28 protein-coding genes and 2 tRNA genes are annotated in these 24,089 nt (G+C 66.9%); 12 read left to right on the forward strand and 18 right to left on the reverse strand.

The features are described from left to right. The first annotated feature begins 132 nt into the window (after positions 1-132). Positions 133-226 (forward strand) — tRNA-Ser (locus ACWEOZ_RS11520). A 54-nt stretch (positions 227-280) separates the two neighbouring features. On the opposite strand, the gene ACWEOZ_RS11525 is transcribed toward ACWEOZ_RS11520, so the two are convergent. Further along, positions 281-958, reverse strand: a complete 678-nt coding sequence (locus ACWEOZ_RS11525) for a hypothetical protein (RefSeq protein WP_451910652.1) — start codon at positions 956-958, stop codon at positions 281-283. Continuing rightward, positions 958-1,512 (reverse strand): SigE family RNA polymerase sigma factor, encoded by a 555-nt coding sequence (locus ACWEOZ_RS11530; RefSeq protein ID WP_451910653.1) that lies wholly within the window; start codon positions 1,510-1,512, stop codon positions 958-960. The genes ACWEOZ_RS11525 and ACWEOZ_RS11530 overlap by 1 nt, the downstream gene beginning before the upstream one ends. Before the next feature lie 173 nt (positions 1,513-1,685). Between ACWEOZ_RS11530 and ACWEOZ_RS11535 the strand changes: the two genes are divergently transcribed. Next, positions 1,686-1,761: transfer RNA gene (locus tag ACWEOZ_RS11535), tRNA-Arg, on the forward strand. A 353-nt stretch (positions 1,762-2,114) separates the two neighbouring features. Here the strand turns inward: ACWEOZ_RS11535 and ACWEOZ_RS11540 are convergent. The 3 genes from ACWEOZ_RS11540 to ACWEOZ_RS11550 are packed head-to-tail and all read right to left on the reverse strand — an operon-like array spanning position 2,115 to position 4,167. Then, a complete protein-coding gene (locus tag ACWEOZ_RS11540) occupies positions 2,115-2,516 on the reverse strand; it encodes a contact-dependent growth inhibition system immunity protein (protein ID WP_451910654.1) in 402 nt (133 codons plus the stop codon). Positions 2,517-2,534: 18 nt separating this feature from the next. After that, a complete protein-coding gene (locus tag ACWEOZ_RS11545; protein ID WP_451910655.1) occupies positions 2,535-3,701 on the reverse strand; it encodes a putative T7SS-secreted protein in 1,167 nt (388 codons plus the stop codon). Continuing rightward, positions 3,694-4,167: a hypothetical protein gene (locus ACWEOZ_RS11550; protein ID WP_451910656.1), complete on the reverse strand. Its 474-nt coding sequence runs from the start codon at positions 4,165-4,167 to the stop codon at positions 3,694-3,696. The genes ACWEOZ_RS11545 and ACWEOZ_RS11550 overlap by 8 nt, the downstream gene beginning before the upstream one ends. 241 nt (positions 4,168-4,408) lie before the next feature. Between ACWEOZ_RS11550 and ACWEOZ_RS11555 the strand changes: the two genes are divergently transcribed. Next, positions 4,409-4,618 carry a hypothetical protein gene (locus tag ACWEOZ_RS11555; RefSeq protein ID WP_451910657.1) on the forward strand — a complete coding sequence of 70 codons (210 nt, stop codon included), beginning with the start codon at positions 4,409-4,411 and terminating at the stop codon, positions 4,616-4,618. Positions 4,619-4,842: 224 nt separating this feature from the next. Here ACWEOZ_RS11555 and ACWEOZ_RS11560 read toward each other — a convergent pair whose 3' ends face one another. Together ACWEOZ_RS11560 and ACWEOZ_RS11565 are read right to left on the reverse strand one after the other, a co-directional pair. Next, positions 4,843-5,592: a DUF7662 domain-containing protein gene (locus ACWEOZ_RS11560; RefSeq protein ID WP_451910658.1), complete on the reverse strand. Its 750-nt coding sequence runs from the start codon at positions 5,590-5,592 to the stop codon at positions 4,843-4,845. 293 nt (positions 5,593-5,885) lie between these two features. Further along, positions 5,886-6,158 (reverse strand): hypothetical protein, encoded by a 273-nt coding sequence (locus ACWEOZ_RS11565; RefSeq protein ID WP_451910659.1) that lies wholly within the window; start codon positions 6,156-6,158, stop codon positions 5,886-5,888. Positions 6,159-7,186: 1,028 nt separating this feature from the next. On the opposite strand from ACWEOZ_RS11565, the gene ACWEOZ_RS11570 reads away from it, so the two are divergent. The 3 genes from ACWEOZ_RS11570 to ACWEOZ_RS11580 all read left to right on the forward strand — a co-directional run bounded on the left by ACWEOZ_RS11570 (position 7,187) and on the right by ACWEOZ_RS11580 (position 11,224). Continuing rightward, entirely contained in the window at positions 7,187-7,507 is a 321-nt protein-coding gene (locus ACWEOZ_RS11570; RefSeq protein ID WP_451910660.1) for a helix-turn-helix domain-containing protein, read from the forward strand. Positions 7,508-7,664: 157 nt separating this feature from the next. Beyond that, positions 7,665-7,964 carry a fibronectin type III domain-containing protein gene (locus ACWEOZ_RS11575; protein WP_451910661.1) on the forward strand — a complete coding sequence of 100 codons (300 nt, stop codon included), beginning with the start codon at positions 7,665-7,667 and terminating at the stop codon, positions 7,962-7,964. 1,103 nt (positions 7,965-9,067) lie between these two features. Then, positions 9,068-11,224 (forward strand): hypothetical protein, encoded by a 2,157-nt coding sequence (locus ACWEOZ_RS11580; protein WP_451910662.1) that lies wholly within the window; start codon positions 9,068-9,070, stop codon positions 11,222-11,224. Between the two features lie 60 nt (positions 11,225-11,284). Here ACWEOZ_RS11580 and ACWEOZ_RS11585 read toward each other — a convergent pair whose 3' ends face one another. Both ACWEOZ_RS11585 and ACWEOZ_RS11590 read right to left on the reverse strand, forming a co-directional pair. Beyond that, positions 11,285-12,865, reverse strand: a complete 1,581-nt coding sequence (locus tag ACWEOZ_RS11585) for a hypothetical protein (RefSeq protein ID WP_451910663.1) — start codon at positions 12,863-12,865, stop codon at positions 11,285-11,287. 146 nt (positions 12,866-13,011) lie between these two features. Further along, the gene (locus ACWEOZ_RS11590) at positions 13,012-13,464 is read right to left on the reverse strand and encodes a winged helix-turn-helix transcriptional regulator (protein WP_451910664.1); all 453 of its coding nucleotides are present in this window, start codon (positions 13,462-13,464) and stop codon (positions 13,012-13,014) included. A gap of 82 nt (positions 13,465-13,546) precedes the next feature. Between ACWEOZ_RS11590 and ACWEOZ_RS11595 the strand changes: the two genes are divergently transcribed. Then, on the forward strand, positions 13,547-14,053 hold the full coding sequence (locus ACWEOZ_RS11595) for a pyridoxamine 5'-phosphate oxidase family protein (protein ID WP_451910665.1): 507 nt from the start codon (positions 13,547-13,549) through the stop codon (positions 14,051-14,053). Between the two features lie 4 nt (positions 14,054-14,057). On the opposite strand, the gene ACWEOZ_RS11600 is transcribed toward ACWEOZ_RS11595, so the two are convergent. The 3 genes from ACWEOZ_RS11600 to ACWEOZ_RS11610 form a co-directional block, all read right to left on the reverse strand. Continuing rightward, positions 14,058-14,882 (reverse strand): DUF1206 domain-containing protein, encoded by an 825-nt coding sequence (locus ACWEOZ_RS11600; RefSeq protein ID WP_451910666.1) that lies wholly within the window; start codon positions 14,880-14,882, stop codon positions 14,058-14,060. A gap of 122 nt (positions 14,883-15,004) precedes the next feature. Next, positions 15,005-16,060 (reverse strand): NaeI family type II restriction endonuclease, encoded by a 1,056-nt coding sequence (locus tag ACWEOZ_RS11605; protein WP_451910667.1) that lies wholly within the window; start codon positions 16,058-16,060, stop codon positions 15,005-15,007. A gap of 6 nt (positions 16,061-16,066) precedes the next feature. Continuing rightward, complete coding sequence (locus ACWEOZ_RS11610) at positions 16,067-16,525, reverse strand: very short patch repair endonuclease (RefSeq protein WP_451910668.1); 459 nt, start codon at positions 16,523-16,525, stop codon at positions 16,067-16,069. A 101-nt stretch (positions 16,526-16,626) separates the two neighbouring features. On the opposite strand from ACWEOZ_RS11610, the gene ACWEOZ_RS11615 reads away from it, so the two are divergent. Together ACWEOZ_RS11615 and ACWEOZ_RS11620 are read left to right on the forward strand one after the other, a co-directional pair. Further along, positions 16,627-17,868, forward strand: coding sequence for a DNA cytosine methyltransferase (locus ACWEOZ_RS11615; protein WP_451910669.1), 1,242 nt, complete (start codon positions 16,627-16,629; stop codon positions 17,866-17,868). A gap of 109 nt (positions 17,869-17,977) precedes the next feature. After that, the gene (locus tag ACWEOZ_RS11620) at positions 17,978-18,814 is read left to right on the forward strand and encodes a phosphoribosylaminoimidazolesuccinocarboxamide synthase (protein ID WP_451910670.1); all 837 of its coding nucleotides are present in this window, start codon (positions 17,978-17,980) and stop codon (positions 18,812-18,814) included. 3 nt (positions 18,815-18,817) lie between these two features. Here the strand turns inward: ACWEOZ_RS11620 and ACWEOZ_RS11625 are convergent, their stop codons facing one another. The 5 genes from ACWEOZ_RS11625 to ACWEOZ_RS11645 all read right to left on the reverse strand — a co-directional run bounded on the left by ACWEOZ_RS11625 (position 18,818) and on the right by ACWEOZ_RS11645 (position 21,047). After that, positions 18,818-18,991: a hypothetical protein gene (locus tag ACWEOZ_RS11625; RefSeq protein WP_451910671.1), complete on the reverse strand. Its 174-nt coding sequence runs from the start codon at positions 18,989-18,991 to the stop codon at positions 18,818-18,820. A gap of 19 nt (positions 18,992-19,010) precedes the next feature. Next, complete coding sequence (locus tag ACWEOZ_RS11630) at positions 19,011-19,304, reverse strand: DUF3040 domain-containing protein (protein WP_451910672.1); 294 nt, start codon at positions 19,302-19,304, stop codon at positions 19,011-19,013. 80 nt (positions 19,305-19,384) lie between these two features. Beyond that, positions 19,385-19,837 (reverse strand): hypothetical protein, encoded by a 453-nt coding sequence (locus tag ACWEOZ_RS11635; protein WP_451910673.1) that lies wholly within the window; start codon positions 19,835-19,837, stop codon positions 19,385-19,387. Then, entirely contained in the window at positions 19,834-20,145 is a 312-nt protein-coding gene (locus ACWEOZ_RS11640; RefSeq protein ID WP_451910674.1) for a CU044_2847 family protein, read from the reverse strand. The genes ACWEOZ_RS11635 and ACWEOZ_RS11640 overlap by 4 nt, the downstream gene beginning before the upstream one ends. Before the next feature lie 14 nt (positions 20,146-20,159). Further along, complete coding sequence (locus ACWEOZ_RS11645; protein WP_451910675.1) at positions 20,160-21,047, reverse strand: LysR family transcriptional regulator; 888 nt, start codon at positions 21,045-21,047, stop codon at positions 20,160-20,162. 80 nt (positions 21,048-21,127) lie between these two features. Here ACWEOZ_RS11645 and ACWEOZ_RS11650 point away from each other — a divergent pair, with 80 nt between their 5' ends. Together ACWEOZ_RS11650 and ACWEOZ_RS11655 are read left to right on the forward strand one after the other, a co-directional pair. After that, positions 21,128-21,919 carry an NAD(P)-dependent oxidoreductase gene (locus ACWEOZ_RS11650; RefSeq protein ID WP_451910676.1) on the forward strand — a complete coding sequence of 264 codons (792 nt, stop codon included), beginning with the start codon at positions 21,128-21,130 and terminating at the stop codon, positions 21,917-21,919. Then, complete coding sequence (locus ACWEOZ_RS11655; protein ID WP_451910677.1) at positions 21,916-22,314, forward strand: RidA family protein; 399 nt, start codon at positions 21,916-21,918, stop codon at positions 22,312-22,314. Before ACWEOZ_RS11650 ends, ACWEOZ_RS11655 begins: the two co-directional genes overlap by 4 nt. A gap of 210 nt (positions 22,315-22,524) precedes the next feature. On the opposite strand, the gene ACWEOZ_RS11660 is transcribed toward ACWEOZ_RS11655, so the two are convergent. Then, entirely contained in the window at positions 22,525-22,851 is a 327-nt protein-coding gene (locus ACWEOZ_RS11660; RefSeq protein WP_360546324.1) for a hypothetical protein, read from the reverse strand. Between the two features lie 314 nt (positions 22,852-23,165). Between ACWEOZ_RS11660 and ACWEOZ_RS11665 the strand changes: the two genes are divergently transcribed. Beyond that, positions 23,166-24,056 (forward strand): helix-turn-helix domain-containing protein, encoded by an 891-nt coding sequence (locus ACWEOZ_RS11665; RefSeq protein ID WP_451910678.1) that lies wholly within the window; start codon positions 23,166-23,168, stop codon positions 24,054-24,056. Positions 24,057-24,089 lie beyond the last annotated feature (33 nt).

The following is a 24,089-nucleotide window of genomic DNA, read 5'->3' on the forward strand; positions in this document are numbered from 1 at the left end:
ACCTGTTGGAAGACGGTGCGGTCCGTCGATTTCTCCGGATTTCGATGATCGGCGTGGCCGAGGGGCAACCTCTTTGCCGGGCCCCCGGGCGGTCCGGTATCCTCAACCGTCGGTGGCCCGCGAGCCACCGGAGGAGACTTCGCCTAGTCCGGTCTATGGCGCCGCACTGCTAATGCGGTTGGGGTTTTATAGCCCCTCCCGGGTTCGAATCCCGGAGTCTCCGCCACGCACGCGAAAGGGCCGTGAGCTTAGCGCTCACGGCCCTTTCGCATGGACCGGATCAGCCGGCGCCCTGCTTGGCGGCCTTGGTCACGTGGACGCCGGCGCCGAAGTCGACCATCTGCTCGTGGCTCAGCCCGATGTCGGCCCAGAACTGGATCTGCAGGTAGACGCCCGACGGCTGCTCGACCCACAGGGTCCGGCCGCTGTCGTTGTCGAGGCTCTTGGCCAGCACGCCGTTCCGGTCGCCGACCTTGACCGCGGTGCCCGCCGGCGGGCCGTCCTGGTCACGGCTCTGCAGCATCACGGCGATCTTGCCCTCGAAGCTGCGCGGGTCGTACAGCGGATCCTGGGACGGTTCGACGCCCGGCTTGCTCTTGATGCGGCTGGGCGCCAGCACGATGCTGCTGTCGTCGTCCGCCTGCACGAACCAGCCGTCCGGCACCTTGTCGAGGACAAAACCCTTGGGCTGCTTGCCCTTGTAGGACACGAGCCGGGTGGTCGAGACGGCGGTGCTGCTGTCCGTCGCGCCGGGCCCCGGAACGCCGCCGCCGAGACCGGTGGTGAAGATGAAGGCCGCGACGAAGGCCGCCGCGGCGAAGGCGGAACCCCCGAGCGTCTGAGCGGTACGGCGGCGGCGCAGCGCCCGGCGGCCCCGGGCCAGGTCGGCGTCCGCGTCGGCCGCGGTGGGGGCGACCGCCGGACCGGCGATCGCGTCGAGCTGATCACGCAGGTCCATCACGAGGTCACTCCTTGGCGAAGAAAGGTGCGATTCTGCTCACTGGGCTGCCCTTTGGTCCGCGTTTGCAGGGCGGCCCTCAGGCGGTCCAGCGCGCGGGCGGTCTGGCTCTTGACGGTCCCTTGCGAGCACCCGAGCGCATCGGCGGTCTCAGCGACATCAAGGTCGTAGAAGTAGCGGAACACAACGGCGGCGCGCATGCGCGGAGGAAGCTCCCGCAACGCCGTCCGCAGCCGCTCATCGAGCTCACCGGGTGGCCCGGACTCACCCGGATGCGGCCGGTCGGGCAACTCGGCGGTGGGCCGCTCCCGCCGCCACCACAGCCGCCGCCGTTCATCGACGAGGACATTGACCAGGACGCGGCGTACGTAACCGTCCGGGCTGTGCGCCCGCTGGAAGGCGGGCCAGGCGAGGTACAGCTTGGTCAGCGTGGACTGCACCAGATCCTCCGCGAGATGCGCATTCCCCGCGGTGAGCAGGGTGGCAGTCCGCACCAAGCCGGCCCGGCGAGCCAGGACGAAGTCATGGAACTGCGCATCTCGCTCGCTACTCACGAGCTCTCCTCGTATCTCACAGCCCCCAGACGGATGAAGGGCCGCAAGGGTTGCATGGGCGAGCGAGGGGGTCGCGGACCGCCTTGGGGGAGGGCCGGGACGACATGCTAGAGTCGTCGTCTAGCAGGTCCGGGGTGCGGGAAAGGCCCAGGACCAGCGGAAACGTTCGGCAAGCGCCCGTAGCTCAATGGATAGAGCATCTGACTACGGATCAGAAGGTTAGGGGTTCGAGTCCCTTCGGGCGCACCAGAATTGTAAAGCCGTCACCAGCGGAAACGCGGGTGGCGGCCTTTCTCGTTCCCATATTCAGCGGGCCGTTTCCCAGCGTTTGGGAGCGTGGTGCTCGAATGGTGCTCGTCGAGCATCCGGACCACTGCTTTTTTTGCGTCCGAGAGCGCTCATGACTTGACCGTCTCGAGGAGTGGAGCGACTGTTCGTGCACCCGGCCGCCTGGCGCCGGCACCGTGGCGGCTGCTCCGAGAGCCGGACGTCGCTGTGGCGGCGTCGCTGGAGGCCCGCCCTCAGGTTCGCGATGCATCCCGCGCTATTGGGTGATCGCGCCCGGTGGCTTCTCGATCTTGTCGGCGACTCTTGGCATGACGCTATCGGCGGAGGAATTCGGTGGCGCGGTTGTACAAAACGTCAAAGGTCTCCTCCGGGTCCAGCGCCTCGGCCACGGCGCGCGCGCGCGTACGTTGATCTTTGTGCGCCTGCCAGTAAGAGTCGGGCACGCGCCGGATCAAGGCGTCGAGGAGGTCTCCCGGATAGAAGTCGCCCTCGGCAAGCGGATCCTGCTCGACCTGTTCGAGTGCCAGCGGAACGATGGTGTCCAGCCCGATCTGTTGCGAGATGAGCAGCCGCAGACCCTCGGCGTCGAGTGCACCTACGGGACGCTTGCGCAGCGCGTAAGCCGTGCTGACCAGCCGGGTCGCGCCAGCCGGCGGGTCGCCCCAGCGGTCGTCCTCGATCTCTTCGAGTGACCGGCTCTTGTCAGGCTCGGACACCGTGTCTCCTTAACTCGTTCAGGCCCGGGGGACGAATTGCTCGGAGTAGTCGAGCAACCGGCTCGCCTCGGACAGTTCGGCCTCGAACTGCGCACGATCCGCAGCTGACACTCGCGAGTCGCCGAGCAAGCGCTTCAGCTTGCCGATCCGATTGACCAGGCCGTCCTGGGCGTTCCTCACCTCGTCCACATGGTCCCACGGCACGCCGTTCGATTTGGTTGCCACCACCTCGCCGTTCAACTCCCGACGCGCCGCGTCGAGGTCCCGGTCGGTGAGGTGTTCCTTCATGTTGTCGGTCTTCGTCGGCCCGACCGGCTCCGAGCGGCCGGTACGTACAGGTGTGATCGCGTCGTCCGAAGCGGCGTGCTGCATCAGCAGGCCACTCGCCGTGGCCGTCATCCCCGCGCCGGCGGTGATGCCCGCCGCCGAGACGATGTTCAAAGGAACACCGCCGATCGCGCCGACCCCGGTCGCGTCAAGAACCAGACCGGTTCCCTCGCCCAATGCGCTGACCTCGGTCAGCAGAAGACCGCCGACGAGCGATGCGGTCTCAGCGGGGTGGTGCACCATCGCGTTGCCGAACGAGGCCAGTCCGTTGACGACATGTGCGCCCGCGGTCTGCAGGAAGCCGCCCACCTTGTCCAGCCAGCTCGACTTCTTCGGCGCCGACTCCGCCTCCTGGTCGAGGAAGCGGGCGGCCACGTCCCCGGCCGACATGACCTGGTTGCGGGCGGCGCTCAGTGTGTCGACCGCGTTCTGCCGTCCGGACGCGCCGGTGTCAACGAACGGGCCGACGGCCTGCTCGGGCGGTGCCTGCGCAACGGCCTGCTGGTAGTCCTGCTGAGCCTTCTGGGTCTGCGCCTGAGCCTCGTCCCAGAGCCGGATGGCTTCGGCGGCCTGCTGCTGCGCCCATTCCAGAACGTGCGCGTACGTGCTGAGGGCGCTTGCCGCGGTCGCGAGCGAGCCGGCCGCCAGGTACCACTTGTTGGGTTCGTAGCTGAACTTGTCCCGGAACTCGTCCGCGGCCGGCCCCGTCCACGCGCCGGTGTCGATGTCGACAAGGCCGTCGCCGGCCTTCTCCACGTGCTCCGATCGCGCCTTCAGTGCTGTCGCGTTCGCCCTGATGGCGCCAGGATCGCCGGGTATCAACGCTCGCGGATCGTGCGTCTGCCCGAGCTCACTCATCGACGACCGGCTTACCCGGGTCGGAGGTCAGCCGGCCCGCTGCGGCCTGGTCGGCTGCCTGGTATGCGTCGGCCACCTTGCCCAGCAGATCCCCGATAACCTTGGCGTCCTTGGTCAGGATGTCGATGCCGTCGCTCCACCGATCGCAGAAGATCTCCATCGACTTGTGCAGGCGGTCGTGGCCGTAAACGCTCTCCGCCCGATCCAGGTGCGAGAGTGCCGACCCCTTCTGGTCGGCCACACTCTCCTCGATCCCGGCGGATGCCGACTTCAAGGTGCCGATCTCGACGTGGAATCCAGGTCCGCCCATGCCAACCTGCCCTCCCGGCTGGAATCCACAGAGTATGACCGCCCCGCCAATGCCCGTCCGCTCTTCCGAAGACGGTGCTCCGCCGCTCGGCCTGTCACAGCGACGTCTGGCGGATTTCTTCACGGCCTGGTGATCGGCGACCGCGGGGAAGATCATGCGCACCGACTGGGAAGAGATCGATTCCGTGCCGCCAATCCGGCGCGAACTGTAGCCCCGTCGGCGCGCCGGGACCCGCCGATTCGACGCCGACAGACTGTAAGCCGTTGTCGGCTGACATTTCCCGCACCATGGCGGACAGCTGCCCGCCTGCTTGAAGAGCGCCATCGAGCAGCGCCGCTACCGACATGCTCGGCCGCTTGGCTCCTGCCTCCAGGTCCCATACATAGCCGTGTGATCAGTGGATCATCTGGCCGAGTCGTCGCAGCGATATAGCGTGCTGTTCGCGCAGGTCCTTGAGCATCCGCGAGAAATCGGGATCAACGACGACAGTCCGTCGCGGCATGAATCGATCCCCCAGGCTTCGGCCGACAAGATCGGCTTTTGCATTCCTTTGGATCGCGTAGCGTGCGCGAACCATACCGGATCCGCTTTGATCCATCCGGCCTAGATCGGTGGACAGAGGACGGACCCTTTGCCGACCCGGCCCCGTCTTCTCGGCTGTCGTTACGCCGCTTCGCGGGAATGAGGTCGGCGTCGGCGTTGGGGTCGCCGTAGTTCGAGGATGCCGATGGTGGAGTGGCCGAGGACCTCTTGGATCTCTTTAATGTCGGCGCCCCGTGGCCGAAGGACGTGGCGGCGCAATGCCGGAGGTCGTGCAGGCGTACCGGCCTCCTAACCCGGAGAGACTTCGCCATCCTCGGCGACGAGGAGCACGTCGATTCCAGCCCGGTGCAGGCTGGTCTTCGTGCGCTGGAAGAGGCTGCGGTAGGTGGGCACGTCGGGAAGGGCGATCGCGACGTCGACGTCCGGCTCTTCGTCGCGGATCAGCATGCACTTGAGTACGGCCTGGGCGTACCAGTGCCTTGCCTGAGTGGCGGGCTGGGTGGGCTTGAGTTCGTCGGCTCGGCGGGGATCCGCGTAGGTCAGGCTGGGGTATCCCTTGACCTCGACGGCGAGGGTGCGCTCGTGGCGGGTTGCCAGCACGTCCGTCCCTCGTTCACGGGTGGCAGTGTGGGCTACTCGGAGGATTCGCCAGCCCTCCTTGACCAGGTACGCGACGAGGCGGCCCTGCACGGCCTCCTCGGTCATGTCGGAGCCGAGGTTCTGCTGATTGGCCTCTCCCCGCGTCCTTGGCGCGCCCCCGGTGGCCGGTTCGACCTTGCGGGTGGCCAAGTACGCCCCGCCGACCGTCCCTCGGGCGAAAGTGACCCGCCCTATCGTCTGGTCGACGGCCGCGACGTGCCACCCCGCCGATCGCCACGCCTGGGCCTGCACCTTGGAGTCGTTCGCCCACCAAGCGCGGTGTTGGTGCGCGGAAAGTGGCAATGGCCCGACCAGCGTCTCGACTTCGTCGAACGTGAGGACGACTTCGTCAAGCTGCCGGGATGCCAGAAGGTCTCGGAGAGGGTCGTACTTACCCATGTGCTTCCTTCACGACTTCATCGGTGGAGCTCGTGCTGATGGCGATCACGTTGGTACGCCGGCGGCCATCCTGCTCGCCTGTCATGGTCAGCGTCTCCACGTGCCCGGGCCTGGATCTCTCGAAAGGATGCCGCCGGTCGTGGACCGTCGCAAAGCGGGCCGACTGTGTGTGGCGACGTCGGTCCGACGTTGACGGCATGAAGCCGCTGAGATGGGGATCGGGCTTTGCTTGGCGGTGGCTTCCGAGGGGTGTTGCCCGCAGGCTTGGCATCCGTTGCAGCGGGGACGGTCGTTCAGTTCGGTGTGGTCCGGCGGCGGTCGGACGCGGCGACTTCTTCGGTGCTGCTGACGGTCCACCGTTCGGTGCGGCTGTCGTAGAGAATGATGCTGCCGTCGTTCAGGACGATCCGGTCGCGGTAGCGCTCGGGGTCGGCCGCAGTCGTGGCCTCCTGGTCGTATTCGGCCAGGGCGGGGATGATCTCGGCGAGCAGGATCGTCATCGTCATGGTGGGTTCGTCGAACGCGCGGTTGAGTGTCTCGGCGACGTCGGCGGCGGTGGCGCTCATGTGCGTGACCTTCCTCGTACGGCTGGCGGAGTGGCTGCCCCTGTCACGGAAGGCGCGGGTGAGGTTCGCCCGCTTCCCTGAGTGCATCGTGCGGCATGCCGCGGCGTGGGGCGTGATGCCCCGCGAGCCCGAATTGCTGAAGGCGCCTGGGAGCGCTACGTAGGTTCGCCGCTTTGCCCAGGCCCGCCGGCGTTGTGACGATGGCGTCGCGGGCGCTCGGCTCTGCGGCCGGCTTGATGGTCGTGGTCCTGCAGACTCAGCGGACCGTCGGCGACACGGCTGAAGCCCTCACGGCTCGCCGAGAAAATCTATGGCGACAGGGCTAGACATTCTGGTGAAGGCTGGTTAGTGTTTCCCTCGTTGACAACAAAGATCGTTGAAGACGCAGACGAAGACCGAGCGTCAAGCAGGGCCCGGATCCTTTCGTGGCTCGCTCGGCAACGCGGTGGCACAGCACCACCGCATGCATGTCAGTAAGGCAGTTGTATGACAAGACCTTGACGTAACTCCAGGTCAGGGCACATGCGGGTGGGGCTAGTGCAGGTTCAGGGCCCCAGCTGATGCAGGACAGCAGTCGAAGTAGTGAGTAAGGCAAGTGCGAGACAAGACCTTGACGACGTTCCAGGTCAAGGCAGACGCAGGTGGGGCCGGTGCAGGTTCAGGGCTCCAGCTGATGCAGGAAGATCCGCCGTACGTGTGCGGGGCCGTGAAGTTGGCGTGGGGCTCCGCCACCGGCAGGTAGTACGACAGCACCACAGGAAGTGGAAGCAGAGGAAAGGGAGGGACGAGCACCGTTGGATCGCCCGCCGTCAGAACAGTTTTCGGGTTCTGGGGCGGACACCGCAGTCTCCATCGAACGTGAGGTGGTCTCCGGTCACGCTTATGCGATCCTCGCACCGCAAGCCGCGAGAGGCGGCAGGTGCGGAAAAGGCAAGCCGACGAACCTGTCGGTAGATGGTGTTGTGAACCCGTAACCCTGGGCCCCGGCGCTTCCCGCGCCGGGGCCCTCGTCATGCAGAGGAGTGTGGATGGCCCAACCCGATGACATGCTCGACGACGAGCACTACCCGGCCTACACGATGGGCCGCGCCGCGGAGATCACCGGCGCCTCGCAGGATTTCCTGCGCCGCCTGGAGAAGGCGAAACTGTTCACCACGTCCCGCTCGGCCGGCGGTCATCGTCGTTACTCGCGTTACGACCTGCGTCTCGCCGCCCGGGCCCGCGAGATGGTCGATCAAGGCATCGCCCTGGAAGCCGCATGCCGCATCATCGTTCTCGAGGATCAGCTCCAGGAAGCTCTTCAGCGCAACCCGAGCCAACCGCACCGACAGCAGGCGGAAGCGGCCTGATCCCGATCGCCTTCACGGTCCTTCTCCGATCATGGGAGGAGGACCGTTTCGCATGGCCCACGTTCCCCCTGACCGTACGTGTCACCGGCAGGGCGGCTGTTCAGACGGTGGGGGTGCGCAGCGTGATGGGACCTGGTACCACCCCGGCGACTCCACCGTGACGAGCTGCCAGGTCACCAGCATCGCCCAGGAATTCACCCCCGGCGAGCAGCGAGAACTGGAATGGCAGAAGGTCAACCCCAGCGAGGACTGCGGGGAGCTCACCGCCACCGTCACCGGCCTCGAACCGGACTCCGCCTACGTATTCTCCGTCGACGCCGTCCGTCCGGGAGGCCACCTGTCAGAACGCCGCCCGTACCGCTGCTGTCGCCCGCTCTTAAGCCGTGCGCACGCTCTGACCGTGGTTGCCGTCGCGGCGGGCCTGCCGCCCGTTTGCTACGCGCCGGTCCGGGAGTAGCCGATGCCGGTAGTCGCGCTGGTCCCAAGGATGAGACTCCACGGCCGGCGCTCTGCCGATCACGAAAGGATCACCGCCGCCGTCCGGCCGGTGGAGCTACACCAGCACCGCTGGACTGCTCCTCGTCGGTGAGGTGCTGTCCGGAGGATCTGGAGTCGTTGGCCGGATCATCAAGCGCTACGCACGGTGGACAGGGGTGCAGGGCTGCCTCACAGGTGGACCCGGACGATCGAATCGCGGTCTGCCCCTCGCCGATGGGGGCCGGCACCCGGTTGCCGTGTGTGTCCTCAGGCGGCTGGCTGCCTGGTCCTGGTTTTGGCCGGAGAGGCGTGGTGGCGGCCGACTTCAACGCAGAGTGATCTGATCCGGTGGTGATCCGGTGGTGATCGGATGTCGGCGACCGTTTCAGCACGGGCGCGACTAATCAGCACGATCGATTGAGCGATGCCCGTTCGACGGGCCTGGAAATCATGCACTCGGCCGGTGCCTGCGAATAATTGCACCCACTCCGACCTGGCTCAACGCCTTTGATGCGGTCCTGCGCGACGGTGGTAACAGAGTGTACTAGTGACCACTAGGCATTTGACTACAAGTCGGAAGGTCAACGAGAGATGCACGGCTGAGGCGAGCGAACTACGTGGTGCCCCGACGGTGCTCGGATGTTCGGCGCTGATCGGGCACGAACGAGCCCGGCCAAGCACCTAACGCTACATGTGGTGCGGCCCTCGGGTCCGGAGCCTGGCTGGCACGGCCAGGACCAGCGCAGACGGAAGCGACTTTGTGTCGGACGTTCGGCTCTCGGGTCGGACGGATGGCATGTCTGCGAGCTGCATATGTGACTCTTCAGATCTACCTGGCTACGGATCGAAAGGTTACGGGTTCGAGTCCTTTCGGGCGCACCAGCAAAGCAAAGCCCTTCATCAGCCATAGCGGCGCGGTGAAGGGCTTTCTCATTCCGCGACACCAGCCCCACCGCCGACCCTCGGCTCGGACAAGGTCACTTTCTTCGCCGAGTATTTCCCACGGGAGGGCCAGGCAGCCGGGCATTGCCCAGAGGGCTGGCCCATTGGTTCATCCCAGTGGTTGCCGTAGCCGTTCTCACCATGAGCCCGCCCATGCCGCCACCTGTTGTCCTGCCGACGGCCCCGCTGGTGCTTCTCTTACGGTCGGGTCGAAACGGTACCGTTCTGAGACCTTGTCTTCTTAGGATGATCGCGTTGATCTATGTCGGTTCACGGGGGCCATCCATGAAGTCTGTTCTGTCCTTGACGGTCCGCCGTCGTCGTCGTGTCCGGGCGGCCGCCCTGGCCGTAGCCCTGTTGGCCGGGCTCGGAGCGGTTCTCACCCCGTCCGCCCCGGCGTCGGCTGCCACGCCTGACGGGCACCTGCTGCCGATCACCGGGACCGGCGACATAGTCATCGACGGCAGCCATCAGCGAATCTTCATCGCCGACCCGTGGGGCAGCAAGGTGGTCGCCGTCGGATACGACGGCACCATCCTGGGAACCGCGACCAACCTTCCCGGTGTGGAAGGACTCGCTCTCTCTCCCGATGAGAGCACGCTCTACGCGGCCGCCGTTCGTGCGGACGCCATTGTCGCGATCAACACCGAATCGGTCACTGAAACCGCCCGGTACTCGACCGGCGCCGGCACCGAGCCGATGTACCTCGCGGCCGCCGGTGGCAAGGTCTGGTTCGGGTACGGCCCGGACGGCGGTCATGGCGGCCTCGGCTCGCTCGATCCGGCGGCCGGGCAATCGTCGGTGACTCTCGAGCAGGACGCCGGCTGGTACAACGCGCCGATGCTGGCCGCCACCTCGGATGTGCTGGCCCTCGCGGATCCGTACACCACCTCGGGCTTCGTCAAGATCCTCAATGTTGCCGGCGACAGCCCCCAAAAGATTGCCAGCAAGAGCCTGGGCAGCTTCATCGTCGAGGATCTGGCGTTCAGCCCGGACGGCAGCCGGTTGCTCACCGCCGCCCGGGGCACAGAGGTGGACAGCTGGCAGACCTCGGATCTGTCCGAGTCGACCGCCTACGCCACGAAGGTGGGCACGAACGCTGTGGCCGTGGCTCCAGACGGGCGGCTGGCGGCCGGCACAACATGGGGGGACGAGAGCCCCCGGGTGCACGCCTTCCTGCCGGACACCACCACCCCGGTGCGGCAGTTCCGGCTGGCCGACACCGACAGCACCACCAGCAGCCAGGATGACGTCGCCGACCGGGGCCTGCTCTGGGAACCGAACGGCACCCGGCTCTTCGCGATCAGCTCCTCCTACCCCAACACGTACCGGCTCGTGGTGCTCACCGATCCGACGATGTCCGAGCCCAAGCTGACGGTGAGCGTTCCCGCCACCGCCGGCCGGGCGAAGACGATCACCGTCTCCGGTTCGCTCATCTCGTCCCTGCCGCTGGTGGCCGGCACCGGAGTCACGGTCACCCGCACGGACGCGGAGTCACCCACGGGCAAGTCGCTCGGCGTCAAGACGATCAACGCGACCGGCCGGTTTTCCTTCACCGACACCCCGGCCGCCGGCGGGAAACTCACCTACCGGCTCGGTTACGCCGGCGACGCGACCCACCTCTCCGCGTCCGCTGTCGGCGTGGTCACCGTCCCGAGCGACGCGTCCGGGTTGACCCTCAACGGCAACGGCAAGACCTACGCGTACGGCACCAAGGTCACCTTCACGGCGAAGCTCGGCAAGGCGTACACGAATCGGACGGTGGAGATCTGGGCCGACCCCAACGGCGCCGACCAGCGGAACCGCCTGATCAAGAAGGCCGTGGTCAGCTCGAAGGGCACGATCACGGCCGCCCTCACGCTGACCCGCAACACCTCGGTCACCGCCGTCTATCGCGGCGACACACGCACCGCGGCCAGATCAGTGAAGTCCGCCGTGTACACCAAGGTGCGCATCGCCATGGCGGTCTCGAAGCACTACAAGTCCAAGAAGATCGGCAAGACCACCTACTACGTCTTCCACAAGAAGAAGAACCCGGTCTTCACCGTCACGATGACCGCGGCGCCGGGCCGTTCGCAGCGTTTCGCCCTCGAGTACTACTACAAGGGCAAGTGGCGCTCCAACGGCAGTCAGGACTTCAAACTGTCGAGCAAAGGCAAGTCCCAGATCACGGTGGTCGGCCCGCACGAGAAGAACCTGAAGATGCGCGTCCGGTCCGCGTACATCAAGGGCACGTCGGGAGACAGCCTGAACGCCACCACCATCGGCGCGTGGCGCTACTTCATCTTCACCAGCTGAGTCGTCAACTGCAAAGAAGCTGGGCACCCCTTCCGGGATGCCCAGCTTCGATGGTGCTTCTCAGGCGATGCCGTACGCGCGATAGATCGTCACGTCCGTGTAGCCGCCGCTCTTGTACGTGGCCCGCGCCCGCAGTGACACCGCGCCCGAGGTCGGGTTGGGGACGACCGCTGTCCAGACGCCCTTGATCTTCTTGACTTTGACCGTGCGCCAGGTCTTGCCGCCGTCCGGCGACATCTTCGCGCTCAGCGTCTTGAGCTTGGGGTTCTTGCCGCGCTTGGCGTCCGGGTCCTGGCTGTGGCGGCTCAGCTTCAGCGTGACGTTGGTGGTCTTGCCGCCGGCCTTGTTCCAGCCGTTCAGCCCGGCCGGCACCAGGGTCACCGAGTTGACCTCGGCCAGCGCGTTGCTCTTCGGCTTGGAGTAGAAGCGGTAGCTGACCACGCTCTTGGTGGACAGCATGCCGGCCGGGTACTTGATCTCCGGGTAGTACCGGGTGGCCGTGTTGGTGAGCGTGTACCAGCCGGCCTTCTTCACCTTGTAGTACAGGACCGTCATGTCGGGCTCCCAGCCCCGGTCCTTCTTCGTCTTGACCGTCTTGCCCTTGAAGGACAGGGTCGCGGTCGCCTTGTCGCCGCCCTCGCCGCCGGTGTCGTTCCCGGTGAAGGCGGGGTCGGTGAACATGTCGTTCATCGGGAAGTTGATCCGGCCGTACAGGGTTGCCGGCAGCTGGGCGCTCGGACCCCAGGCGGCGTGGTAGAAGCGGACCGTGGACGACTTCCCGGCGGCGATCTTGCGCTCGGCGAAGTACGAGCCGATGTTCCAGCTCTCGCCGTTCTTGGTGGTCGCGGACGTGCTCGACCGGATGTGCCAGGAGCCCGTGGAGAGCCGCAGCTTCACGCGGGTCGGCTGCGCCGCGGTCCACAGGCCGCTGTACATGTCGTCGGCGCAGCCGCGCTTGATCGGCTGCACCGCCACATCGGTGTAGTTCGAGCCGGCCGGGCCCAGCTTGGAGATCACGGAGACCGTGCCGAGCGACGAATGCTTCACCGTCTTGGTCGGCTTGTTCGGTACGCCGGTCGTCTGGTGCACGACCGCGTACGCGTCGCTCAGGCCGGAGCTGTCGCTCCAGGTGCTGAGCGCCGCGAAGGCGATCTTCTTGGAGGTGGTCGGGATGGCGTACAGCTCGTCGCCGTACGCATCGACGTTGTAGTTCGCGCCGGTGGTCTTGGTGCAGATCCGGGCGCTCTGGTTGCGGGAGAGGCCGGCCGGCGCCGGGCTCACCGCGAGGTTGACTCGCCGGCCCTTGCGGGCGTCGACCGTCAGCTTGGTGGATCCGGAGACCTTGACCGTACGGCCGCCGAGCGTGCTCGTGTTGCCGGTGGTGATCGAGGTCAGCACGGCGTAACTGCCCTTGGGCAGCTTCTTCTTCTTGTTGCTGCGAATCGTGTACGACGAGCTGCTGGCCAGGTGGACCACGGTGGCGGAGACCGAGACCTTGGCGCCGGCGCGGTTCAGCACGGTGAGGGTGAGCGTGTTGGTCGCTGCGACGGCGGCGCCGCCGGTGCTGAGCACCAGGGCGGGAACCACGGCGGAGACGGCCAGATATCTGCCGAGACGGGCACGGCTGAAGAGGGAGGGCACTGTGACTTTCCCCTTGGTTGGAGGGGTGACGTCGGCCGTACGTCCGGCCCGACATCGAGAGAGGTGCCGGTGATCATGCCACAGCCGTGCCGGCCGCGTTGTCCCTTCGCGTGCCGCCACCGACCACAATGGATAGCCGGAATTTGCTAGCCGTGCCCCGGTCCGGGCAGCAGGTCGACGGTTTCCGCCGACATCGGCTGATCGCACGCGGAGCAGTGCAGCTCCACCTGCGCGATCTCGCCGCACGCGTGATGCCGGTACAGCACCGGAGGCCCCGCCTCGCCGGCCGTCCACCGGTCGCCCCACTTCACCATGACCATGAGCAGGTCGACGAGCTCGGTGCCTTTCGGGGTGAGCACGTACTCGCTGCGGGCGGGCCGTTCCGAATACTGCTGCCGGGTCAGCACGCCGGCCTCGACGAGCAGCTTGAGGCGCTCGGTCAGCACCTTGCGGGAGATGCCGAGGTCGGCCTGGATCTCGTCGAAGCGGCGGATGCCGACCCACACGTCCCGCAGGATCAGCGGCGACCAGGGCTCGCCGAACACGTCCAGGGTGCGAGCGATCGAACACGCCATCTCGCCGAACTGCGTCCGCTGCATCGGTCCAGGTTAGCCCGTGTGGGTTCCCTGAGGGAACTGAGTCTGTTAAGTTCCCCGAAGGAACTCACTCGGGAGGCGAACGATGACCGGATCTCTGCCGCAAGGTCACCTCGGACTGCTGGAGACGCCGCTGGCGCAGGAACTGCTGACTTCACGAATTCCCGCGCGCCTGGCCTTCATCTGGCCGGACGGCACGCCGCGGGTGGTGCCGACCTGGTTCCACTGGAACGGCCAGGAGATCGTCATGGCCACGTACACGGGAGGGCCGAACGCCGGGATCCGCCACCCGGCGGCCCGGGTCGCCGCTCTCCGGGCCAATCCGGCCGTCGCCTTGACCATCGACACCGATGACGCGCCGCCGCAGTGCCTGACCATCCGCGGCTCGGCGGAGATCACCGAGCTGGACGGGCTGGCCGAGGAGTATGCGGCGGCGGCCCGGCGCTACCTCGGCGACGGCGCGGAACCGATGCTGGCCCAGATGGACCAGCCGGGAACCCGGCAGGCCAGGATCGTGGTACGGCCGACGTGGGTCGGCCTGGTCGACTTCACGACGCGGCTGCCGAGCGTGCTGGGCGGGGTCCTCGGCTGACGGATCAGACCTTGCGGTAGCGGGCCTGCACGATCGAGAACAGACCGTACGCGGCGATGCCGAGCGCGGTCAGGGCCAGCAGCCACGGGCCGTAGCTCTGCTCCGACAGCACGTTCAGGGTCGCGTCGAGGCCGCGGGCCTTGTCCGAGTCGTACTGCACGGCGGCGATCAGGAACAGGACACCGGCAATCCCGTACGCGGTGCCCTTGGCGGCGTAGCCGGCGATACCGAGCCGCTCGCTGAGCCGACGCATCTGCGCGGTCATCTGGCTCATCTTGAGGTGCTTCTCGAATTTCTTCCGCACCCCGTAGATGACCAGCCCGACCCCGATCGCGGCGATCGCGATGCCGGCGAGTCCCACCGTGATCCGGCCGCCGGTCGAGGCCATCAGGTCCTCACTGGCCTTCTGCTGAGTGTCGGCGCTCGACGCCTTCTTACCGCGGAGCACCTTGATGCCGGTGAAGGCGAAGTAGGCGTAGAACAGGGCCCGGCCGGCGGAGGCGATGCGCTCGTACAGGCGGTGCCGGCCCCGCTCGGCACGGTGGCCGATGGCGGCCTCGAGAAGCTGCCAGATGATCATGGCAATGAGGCCGATGACGAGCACGACGATGAGGAAGGTGCCGAACGGCTTCTCGGCGAGGTGATGCAGGGCGCCGGACTGGTCGCCGTCGGTGCCGGAGCCGTCGAAGGCGATCTGCAGGATGAGCCAGGCGAAGAGCAGGTGGATGATGCCGTACCCCACCAGCCCGCCGCGGGTCAGATGCTCGAGCCAGCTGCTGTTGGCTGTGCGCGAAGCGGCGCCACGGGCCTGCGTGGGGAGGGAGGGCATGGCCCTGCCATTGACCTGGACACCGATTTTCCAAACGTAGGCACCGGTGCGTCACCGTGCGGGGCAGGGCTGAACAGGCCAAGGTGCACCTACGGCGCTGTGACCATCAAGCCCATGCCCAGTTATAGCAAGGCGTCTGTGGCTGCAGCCATGTCGCTGTGAGCGGGCCGGTTAAGCCATTTGGTCAATGCAGCGGTGTTCATAGGAGGATCTGCCGGATGCCAGCGGCGGATCCGAATCCCATTAATAGTCGCAACTGGTTCGTCGGTTAATGCCTCAGCACGCGTGACCCGCACTGGGACAAAATTGCCGGGCGCGGGGTGGGGAAGCTTCAGGTCGCGCGCCACGCGCTGAGAGGCTAGGCGCGTACCTCCGAGCAGAAGGAAGCCCTCCCTGGCAAGAACATCGGCCGCTCCGCCATTGGCCCTCACGCGCTTCATGCTGTCTTTCTGCTGAGCAGCCGCTTCAATTGACGACCTGTTGACTTGCCTGCCCTCAGCGCGTCGCATAAGCTCCGCGACTCGTGCAGTCCCCTGCGGGGCTGCCGCGATGGCGGCCTGGTCGGCGGCTGATAGCCGCAGAATCGTATTTTCCGGAAGTGGTGCGTCCCTGAAAAGCCACGATGCCTCATCGAGGTGCGTTTTCAGCACGGTCCGCTTCAAGTCTCGATTCGGTCTATTCAAGATGGCATTCCGCGCTCGGATGACGCCGAGGGACCATACGGCTTTCAGGTCATCGGCATACAGCAGCATGCATAGCTTTTCCTGCGCCTCAACGGGAATCATCCAGCCGCCGAAGCGCATTGAGTACTTGGCATCAACGTCGTGCCCGGCTATAAGGAAGTCGAGTTCGTCGCCGTCGGCGTAATGAAAGCGCCGTTGCATGTTGATTTCTACGAGCGTGCCGATGTGTGTTCGTTCCGTCTTGGCGAGACCTTCGATGCTGTAACGTCCAGTCCGCTGGCCGTCATAAATTTGATCGAAAGTGTCGCGAAGCACTTGAGCGGTCAAGGCGCCGTGCGGATCGAGTCTGCGTAGTTCATCCACGACCTGGTCAAGGGCTATGTCTGCTCCCACGCACCCAACTTTAGAGTTCGGCGGCACACTCTGACGAGTGTGCAGGCTGGACAGCGGCTCGATCGAGAAGTTGTCAGAGGTGCCCGCTACGGTCGAACTCATGTTCGATCAATCGAGCGCAGCCTGGACGCTAGCCACCGCCTCGTCGAGTGCCTCATGCTCCCAAATCCGTACAACTTGCCACCCAGCTTCGGCAAGTGCTTCGTTAGCAAGCCGATCGCGCTCCATGTTCCGTCGTAGCTTGGGTGTCCAGTACCACTCGTTGGTGGTTGGCTGGCGGCCATGCTGAGGGCAGACATGCCAGAAGCACCCATCGACGAACACCGCCACCTTGCGAGCGGTGAAAACGATGTCCGGCCGTACCCGCAGCTCAGGGAGCCGAAGCAGCAGATCCTTGCGATAGCGATAGCCCAGCCTGTGCAACGCAGACCTGAGGACAACTTCCGGTTTGGTGTCACTGCGCCGGTTTGCCTGCATATTGCGGCTCCGGCCAGCATTCAGCGGTGCAGGGTAGAGGCCCTTGGCGTGGGCTCGCTCCCGGCCGGCTGCAGAGTCATCAACAGACACGCCGATCCCATCTACCCGCGCCGCTCACGGCGTGTCGCTTCGTCTGAGGCAAGATACTCGGCAGCGGCCGGCCTTTGCGCCCAGCCCTGGAAGGAGGCCTAGTGGCCACGCTTGAGGTAGTGGAAATTTGTGCAGGCGCCGGCGGCCAGGCCCTGGGCCTGGAGAAGGCCGGTTTTGAGCACGCGCTAGCAGTCGAGCTGGACGCGAACGCGTGCAACACCCTGCGAGAGAACCGCCCGTCGTGGAAGGTCGCGCAGGGGGACGTGGCAAGCTCGGACACCTGGCAGCCGTCAGACTACGAGGGCGTTGCGTTGCTCGCGGGCGGTGTTCCTTGTCCGCCATTCACCATCGCGGGTAAGCAGCTAGGTGCTACTGACGAACGCGATCTCTTCGCGTGGGCTGTTGAGCTGGTGACTGTCGTCCGGCCACGAGCCTTGTTGCTCGAGAATGTCCGAGGCCTGAGCATGCCGCGGTTCGCCGGTTACCGGCAGCACGTCCTCGACAGGCTCGCGTCGATGGATTACGTCGCGTCTTGGCAGCTGTTGCAAGCGTCAGACTTCGGTGTTCCCCAGCTCCGCCCCCGATTCGTTCTTGTCGCGATGAAGACCGAAGACGCCCAGTACTTCTCCTGGCCTGAAGTCTCAGACGTTCGACCCACCGTCGGCGAGGCGCTGGTCGACCTCATGGGTGCCAACGGCTGGGAGGGAGCAGAGGCTTGGGCGCGAAGAGCTAATAAGGTTGCCCCGACGATCGTGGGGGGCTCCAAGAAGCACGGCGGCGCGGACCTAGGTCCTACCAGAGCCAAGCGTGCTTGGGCAGAGCTGGGGGTCGACGCTCTCGGTGTAGCCGACAACGCGCCTCCTCCTGGAAGTCGCTTCGCGGTTGGTCCAAAGCTGACCTGCGAGATGGTGGCGCGGATTCAGGGTTGGTCCGACGAATATGCCTGGAACTTCACTGGGCGTAAGACGACAAAGTATCGCCAAATCGGAAATGCATTCCCTCCCCCTGTTGCAACTGCGGTAGGGAGCTCGATTATGCGAGCACTTAATCATCATGGGGTTCCGGCTCAGCGTGAATCGACTGCTCACGATCCTGTGTACCGCGCTCTTCGATCGCATGGTGACTTCCTCAACTACAGTCAACTCGCGCGTGCAGTCGGCCGTCCTATCGAAGCCCCAGAGATAGAACGGCGCATCAGCCTGCTGAGCCGGGACTTTGACATCGAGGTCAAAGAAGGCGCAAGTGGTCCCTCCTACAAGCTAGGTGAGTTCAAGGCATTCGTCGGTCAGCAAGATCATGATCGCCATGAACGCTTCATGATGCACCGGGCGCGTATCAGCTAGGCGCCTTGGGTGATGACGGGATGTGGCAGGCCGGCCGATGGACCACCGTCCATCGGCGGTCCGGCATCCGATACCGTGAGGCGTCTAAGGATGAGCGCTAGGGGGCTACGTGGAGCTGTTGCACTCGGGGAAGGTCCGGGATGTCTACGCCGATGGCGATGACATTCTGCTCGTCGCTTCTGATCGGATTTCGATCTACGACGTCGTCCTGCCCACCGCTGTCCCCGACAAGGGGAAGATTCTCACGCAGCTTTCGCTCTGGTGGTTCGACCAGCTCTCCGACGTGGTGCCCAACCACATCATCTCCGCCACCGATGTGCCCGCCGAGTGGGCCGGTCGTGCTGTGCGGTGTGAGCGGCTCGAGATGGTCATGGTGGAGTGCATCGCTCGCGGTTATCTCGCGGGGTCCGGGCTCAAGGAGTACGAGAAGAGTGGCGCCGTCTCCGGGGTTGAGCTCGTTCCCGGGCTCATCGAGGGGTCGAAGCTGCCCGAGCCGGTCTTCACCCCCACCACCAAGGTCGCTCCGGGCGAGGGGCACGACGAGTTCATCACGTACGCGGATGTCGAGGATTCGGTCGGCGCCGACGTCGCTGCGGAGTTGCGGCGGATCACTCTCGAGGTCTACCGACGGGGGTCCGAGGTTGCCGCCGGCAAGGGGATCATCATTGCCGACACCAAGCTGGAGCTCGGGTTCTCCGGGGGTGTGCTGAAGCTCGGTGACGAGCTGCTGACGCCGGACTCGTCGCGCTTCTGGGCCGCTGACGAGTGGCAGCCCGGTGGCACCCAGCGGTATCTCGACAAGCAGTTCCTGCGGGACTGGTCCTCGTCGTTGACCGGGTGGGACCGGACCGACCCCGGGCCGGAGATCCCCGACGAGGTCGTCGAGGCCACCCGCAACCGGTACGTCGAGGTCTACGAGCGGCTCACCGGCGACCGCTGGCGCTGAGCCTCAGTCCCGGGACTCGCCGGTCGGGGCCGTGTCGGCGGTGCGCGCGTCGTCGTCCGTGGCCGCGTCGTCGTCGGCCGTGTCCGTGGCCTTGCGCAGGGCCGGGTCGTCGAGGACGATCGCTGCGGCTTCCTCCTTGGTCGCCGGGCGGTCTTCCTCGGTTGCCGGATCGGTCATGGCGTTGCCTCCAGGTCGGTCAGAGCGAAGCGCCCGGACGGCGGCGCCGCAGGAAGGACTCGTGCGATCCGGCCGCGGCGAACATCGACGCGGACCATTTCAGGTACGAGCCGTAGGCCACCGCGATCACGGCTATCAGCAGCCCGGTCCATCCGCCGAGGACGACGCACACCGGTGCGATCGCCCACAGGAGTACGGCTAAGCCCACCCGCCTCTTTGAGGGTGGGCCGCCGAGCTTCTTCATCCGGCCGGTGAACTCCGGGTCGTCGGCGCGCAACTGCGCCACGATTGCCTCGAATGCGGGATCGCGCACCGTGGACCACCTCCGCCGCGGGGAGCCGACGGTCTCAGCTACCCGGTGCGGACCGGCCGAAACTCGTCAGGCCCGGACCGTCACCGGCGAAGGTCGGCCAGGTGTTCGTCCCAGCGCCGTTCCAGAGCCTCGTCCGCCGGCGGCCGCACCAGTTGCCCCGAGCCGTAGATGTGCCGCCAATCGTGCCCCGGCACGTCGTGCAGCAGCTCCTCGAACGGCAACCGGTCGACGACCGGCAGCACCCTGTCCCACAACACTTCCGCGTAGAACGTGCTCTTCCCCGGTTTTCCCTGCCAGTGCCCGGCGGGAAAGATCACCCCGTCCGCCAGCCTCCCGCTGGCGACGATGCCGCGGTCGGCCCGCTGCCGCAGCAGAAACACCCGATCACCCGGTGCTGTCCCGCCCCGGCGAGAACCGAAGGTCCATTGCCCCGAGACCACGTTGCCGGCGGCCGTGGCGGCGATGTCCGCGGCGAGGTTCTCCGGCCGGTATCCGGTGTCGCTGGCGTCCCAGATCAGCAGGAACGTGGTCACGCACCCACCGTCCACTTGAGGGTGACCTTCACGTGCGCCTCGCCGCTGGACTCGGCGATGACGAAACCCGTCTTGGCAGTCAGCTTCAGGCCCAGCTCCAGCTCGACCGCCTCCGGCGCGTCCGTCACCTCTCGGGCCTGCTGGATGACCTTGCGGCCCATCCGGACGACCTGGCCGACCGCTTCGTCGAGGCGTTCGGTCGCCGTACCGATGAGGTCGCCGGCGCCGGCGCGCACCAGACCCTGATTGCTGATCTCCACCCGGATGGTCTCGTCGCCGTCGATCGGCAGATCCATGTACGCAGCCACGGACACATCCTGCCCTACAGGGTCGCGGCGATCTGCCGGAGCAGCGAGAGCATGTGGACAACGGTGGGCGTCGGCCGGCGGGCCGTGGCGGCGAAGATCCGGCGGACCGAGGCATCGTCGGGGTGCAGCCGGAGCAGGACCAGGTCGGCCGGGGTGGCGCGGACCGCGAGCGCCGGGACGAGCGCCACCCCGAGGCCCGCCGCGACGCAGCCGAGCTTGCCCGTCCACTCGGCCGCCACGATGTCGATCCGGGGGTGGAAGCCGCTCGGCCGGGTCGCCCGGAGCAGAGTCTCCTCGGCGGTCGCGGAGCCGGCGATGAACGGGTCACCGGCGAGGTCCGCCAGCCGTACGGTGTGCCGGTCGGCCAGCGGATGCCCAGGTGGCACCGCGACTAGCAACTGCTCGTCGAGCAGGTGGTGCAGGTCGAAGCGGGTCGCGTCCAGCGGGCGGTCCGGCGGGGCGCTGACCACGGCCAGGTCGGCCTCGCCCTCGGCGAGCCGGTCCAGGAGGCGGGGCGTCAGGCCCTCCACCAGGGACAGTTCTGCTTGCGGGTACGCCGTACGAAATGCGGCCAGGGCCCGGGGCACCAGCGCGGCCACCGCCGTGGGGAAGGCGCCGACCCGCAGCCGGCCGCCGCCGATGTCGCGCAGCGAGTCCAGGTCGCGCTGCGCTGTGTGCAGCCGGTCGAGCATTGCCTCGGCGTGCGGGAGCAGGGTGCGGCCCTGCTCGGTCAGTTCCACGCCGCGCGGTAGCCGGTCGAACAGGTCGGCTCCGAGATCCTTCTCCAGGACGGCGATCTGCCGGGACACGGCCGATTGGGTGTAGCCGAGGGAGCGGGCGGCGCGGGTGAAGGACTTGCCGCGGGCGACCGCCACGAAGACTTCGAGGCTCTGGGTCTGCACCATTGGCATGCTAGTTCCGCATGATTCTGATGCGGAACATTCGTTGGTGGCATGACTACGCGATGGCTAGCGTCGGGGCCATGACATCGATCGCTGTTCTCGGCACGGGGCGGATGGGCGCCGCCGTCGCGCGCCGGCTGCTTGACGCGGGTCACCAGGTGACCGTCTGGAACCGTACGGCGGAGAAGACCGCGCCGCTGGTGGCGGCCGGAGCCCGCGCCGCGGCGACGCCGGCCGTTCCCGAGGCGGAGGTTGTCATCACGATGCTCACCGACGCCGCGGCCGTTCAGGAAGTTGTGCAGGCTGCCGCGCTGCGGCCGGGGAGCGTCCTGGTGGAGATGTCGACCATCGGGCCGGAGGCGGTACGTGCGCTGCGGGTGCCCGACGGCGTCACGCTGGTGGACGCGCCTGTGCTGGGCAGTGTCGCGGCGGCCGAGTCAGGGCAGCTGAACGTGCTGGCGGGTGGGAACGTCGAGCGAGCGTTGCCGGTGCTGGAGTCGTTGGGCACCGTGCATCGCTGCGGGGATCTCGGCAGTGGGGCGGCGTTGAAGCTGGTCGCCAATACCGCGCTGGTCACGGGGCTGGCGGCGCTGGCCGACACGGTTGCCGTCGCCCGGGCCGTCGGGGTGGACGTGGAGACGGCGTTGTCGGTGGTTTCGAGGGGCGCTCTGGGTGGTGCGGTGGTCCGTGCGACCGCGACCGGTGCGGCTTTTCCGATTGCGCTGGCGGCCAAGGATCTTGATCTGGTGTCGGGCTTTGCTTCCCCGGCCATGGTGCGGGCGGCTGCCGAGGTGCTGCGGGAGGCTCCCGATCAGGCCGCCGATCTCGGCGCGATCGTCCCGGCCGCGATCGTTCCGGACGCGCAGCCATGAAGCTGACTCTCGACAACCCGGATTCCGTTGCCGCGCCGTTCGGCGACCGCTTCGCCCACGTGGCGCGGCTCGAGCTCGGGGGCGGCGCGCTGCTGGTGCTCTCCGGTCAGGTGGCCGTGGACGACTCCGGCGCGGTGGTGGCGCCCGGGGACATGACAGCGCAGGCCGACCGGATCTTCGAGATCATCGGGGGTCTGCTGGCCGCGCACGGCGCGGGCTTCGGCGACGTGCTGCACGTGCGCACGTTCCTGACCGACCTCTCCCAGCTCAGCGACTATGCAGTCGTCCGGCGGAAGGTCTTTCCCGGCAAACCGCCGGCGAGCACGACGGTTGAGGTGAACCGCCTCTTCCTGCCCGGCGCGGTCCTCGAGGTCGAGGTCACCGCAGCGAGTTGATCAGGGGCTGTGCTGATCAGGGGCCGGGGCGCAGGCTCAGCTCAGCCTCACGAGGCCTGGGCCACGCCGCCTTGCTGCCACAACCCTCACAGCTCAACTGGTCGCCGCAGTGGGCGCACCAGTCATTGGTCCGACGCAGATACCAACCCAGGGCGACGCCGGCCAGCAGACTCACCAGCCCTATCACCGCGGCGAGCGCAATGGCTCCGGTCACGAGGCCAGGCCGCCCATGGCGGCCGCGCCGTCGGTGCCGATCCGGGGGCGCCGGGTCATCAGCGGCCCGCTGGCCCGCCGGTCGAGCGCCGGATCCTCGTCAGCGCGGGAGGTCACATAGGAAGCGGTGAAGGTGTCGACGCCCGTGCCCCGGTGGGATCCCGGCCGGTAGGTAACGGTGACCGCGCGCGGTGAGGCGGCCTCGATCACGCCGGCCCGCCAGCCGTCGCGGTAGACCCAGACCGGATCGGCCTTGTGGTAGCTGTCGGCCGGCGCGACATCCGCCGGATCTCGCTGGGGTGGGGCTATGGACGGGGTCGACATTCGAGAGCCTCCTGTTTCCGGGACTCGGTCGTCGGGCGGACACGTCGCGTCGGGGACACGGGGCGCTCGTCTCAGGCGCTGAACCTGAAAAAGGACATACTTTTCAGTACGCACTGTCAGCACCCAAGCAACCGCCTGTCAGATATCATGCTCGGGATCCAGTGCGTCCGCAAGGCCGTCTGCACGTGCATCTGACCCGTGCGCGGCGTGGAGGTGGCCGATCGATCGGTTTCCGGCCGAACGATCTCCCCCTTAGGATGCTCTGGGGCGAAGAGGGTGCAACTTGCATCCGGCAGACGATCGATAGGAGTCAGGTGGGCGCAGGTACGCAGGAGGAGCCGCTCAACAGCGGTCCTACCGTGCTGCGCATCCTGCTCGGTGCCCAGCTGAGGCGGCTGCGCGAGGGCAAGGGCATCAGCCGGGAGGACGCGGGCTACGAGATCCGCGCCTCGGGATCGAAGATCAGCCGGATGGAGCTCGGCCGCGTCAGCTTCAAGGAGCGCGACGTTGCCGACCTGCTCAGCATGTACGGCGTCAAGAACGACGCCGAGCGGGAGGCGTTGCTGGGCCTGGCCCGGCAGGCCAACAACCCCGGCTGGTGGCACCACTTCGGCGACATCCTGCCGCCCTGGTTCCAGTCCTACCTGGGCCTGGAGGCGGCGGCTTCGCTGATCCGCACCTACGAGATCCAGTTCGTCCCCGGCCTGCTCCAGACGCCGGAGTATGCCCGGGCCGTCATCCTGCTCGGTCACGCCGGCGCCAACGCCGACGAGATCGACCGCCGGGTCGAGCTGCGCCGGCAGCGCCAGCAGATCCTCGACCGCACCGAGCCGCCCCAGCTGTGGGCCGTGATCGACGAGGCGGTGCTGCGCCGGCCGATCGGTGGCCCGGAGGTCATGCGGGCCCAGATCGAGGCGCTGATCGAGGCCGCGAAGAAGCCCAACATCCGGCTCCAGATCATCCCGTTCCACGCCGGTGGGCACGCCGCGGCCGGTGGCCCGTTCGCCATCCTGCGCTTCCCGGAGCCGGAGCTGCCCGACGTGGTGTACGTCGAGCAGCTCACGAGCGCCATCTATCTGGAGAAGCGGGACGACGTCGACCACTACGCGATCGCGATGGAACGCGTCTGCATCGATGCCGAGCCGCCGAGCCACACCCAGGAAATCCTCGGCAAGCTGCTGCACGAGGTAGGCCGGCTCAGCTGACCCGCTGGGGCGACGTCCTCACTGTGTGTCAAT

The organism is Actinoplanes sp. NPDC004185 (genome assembly GCF_053603475.1).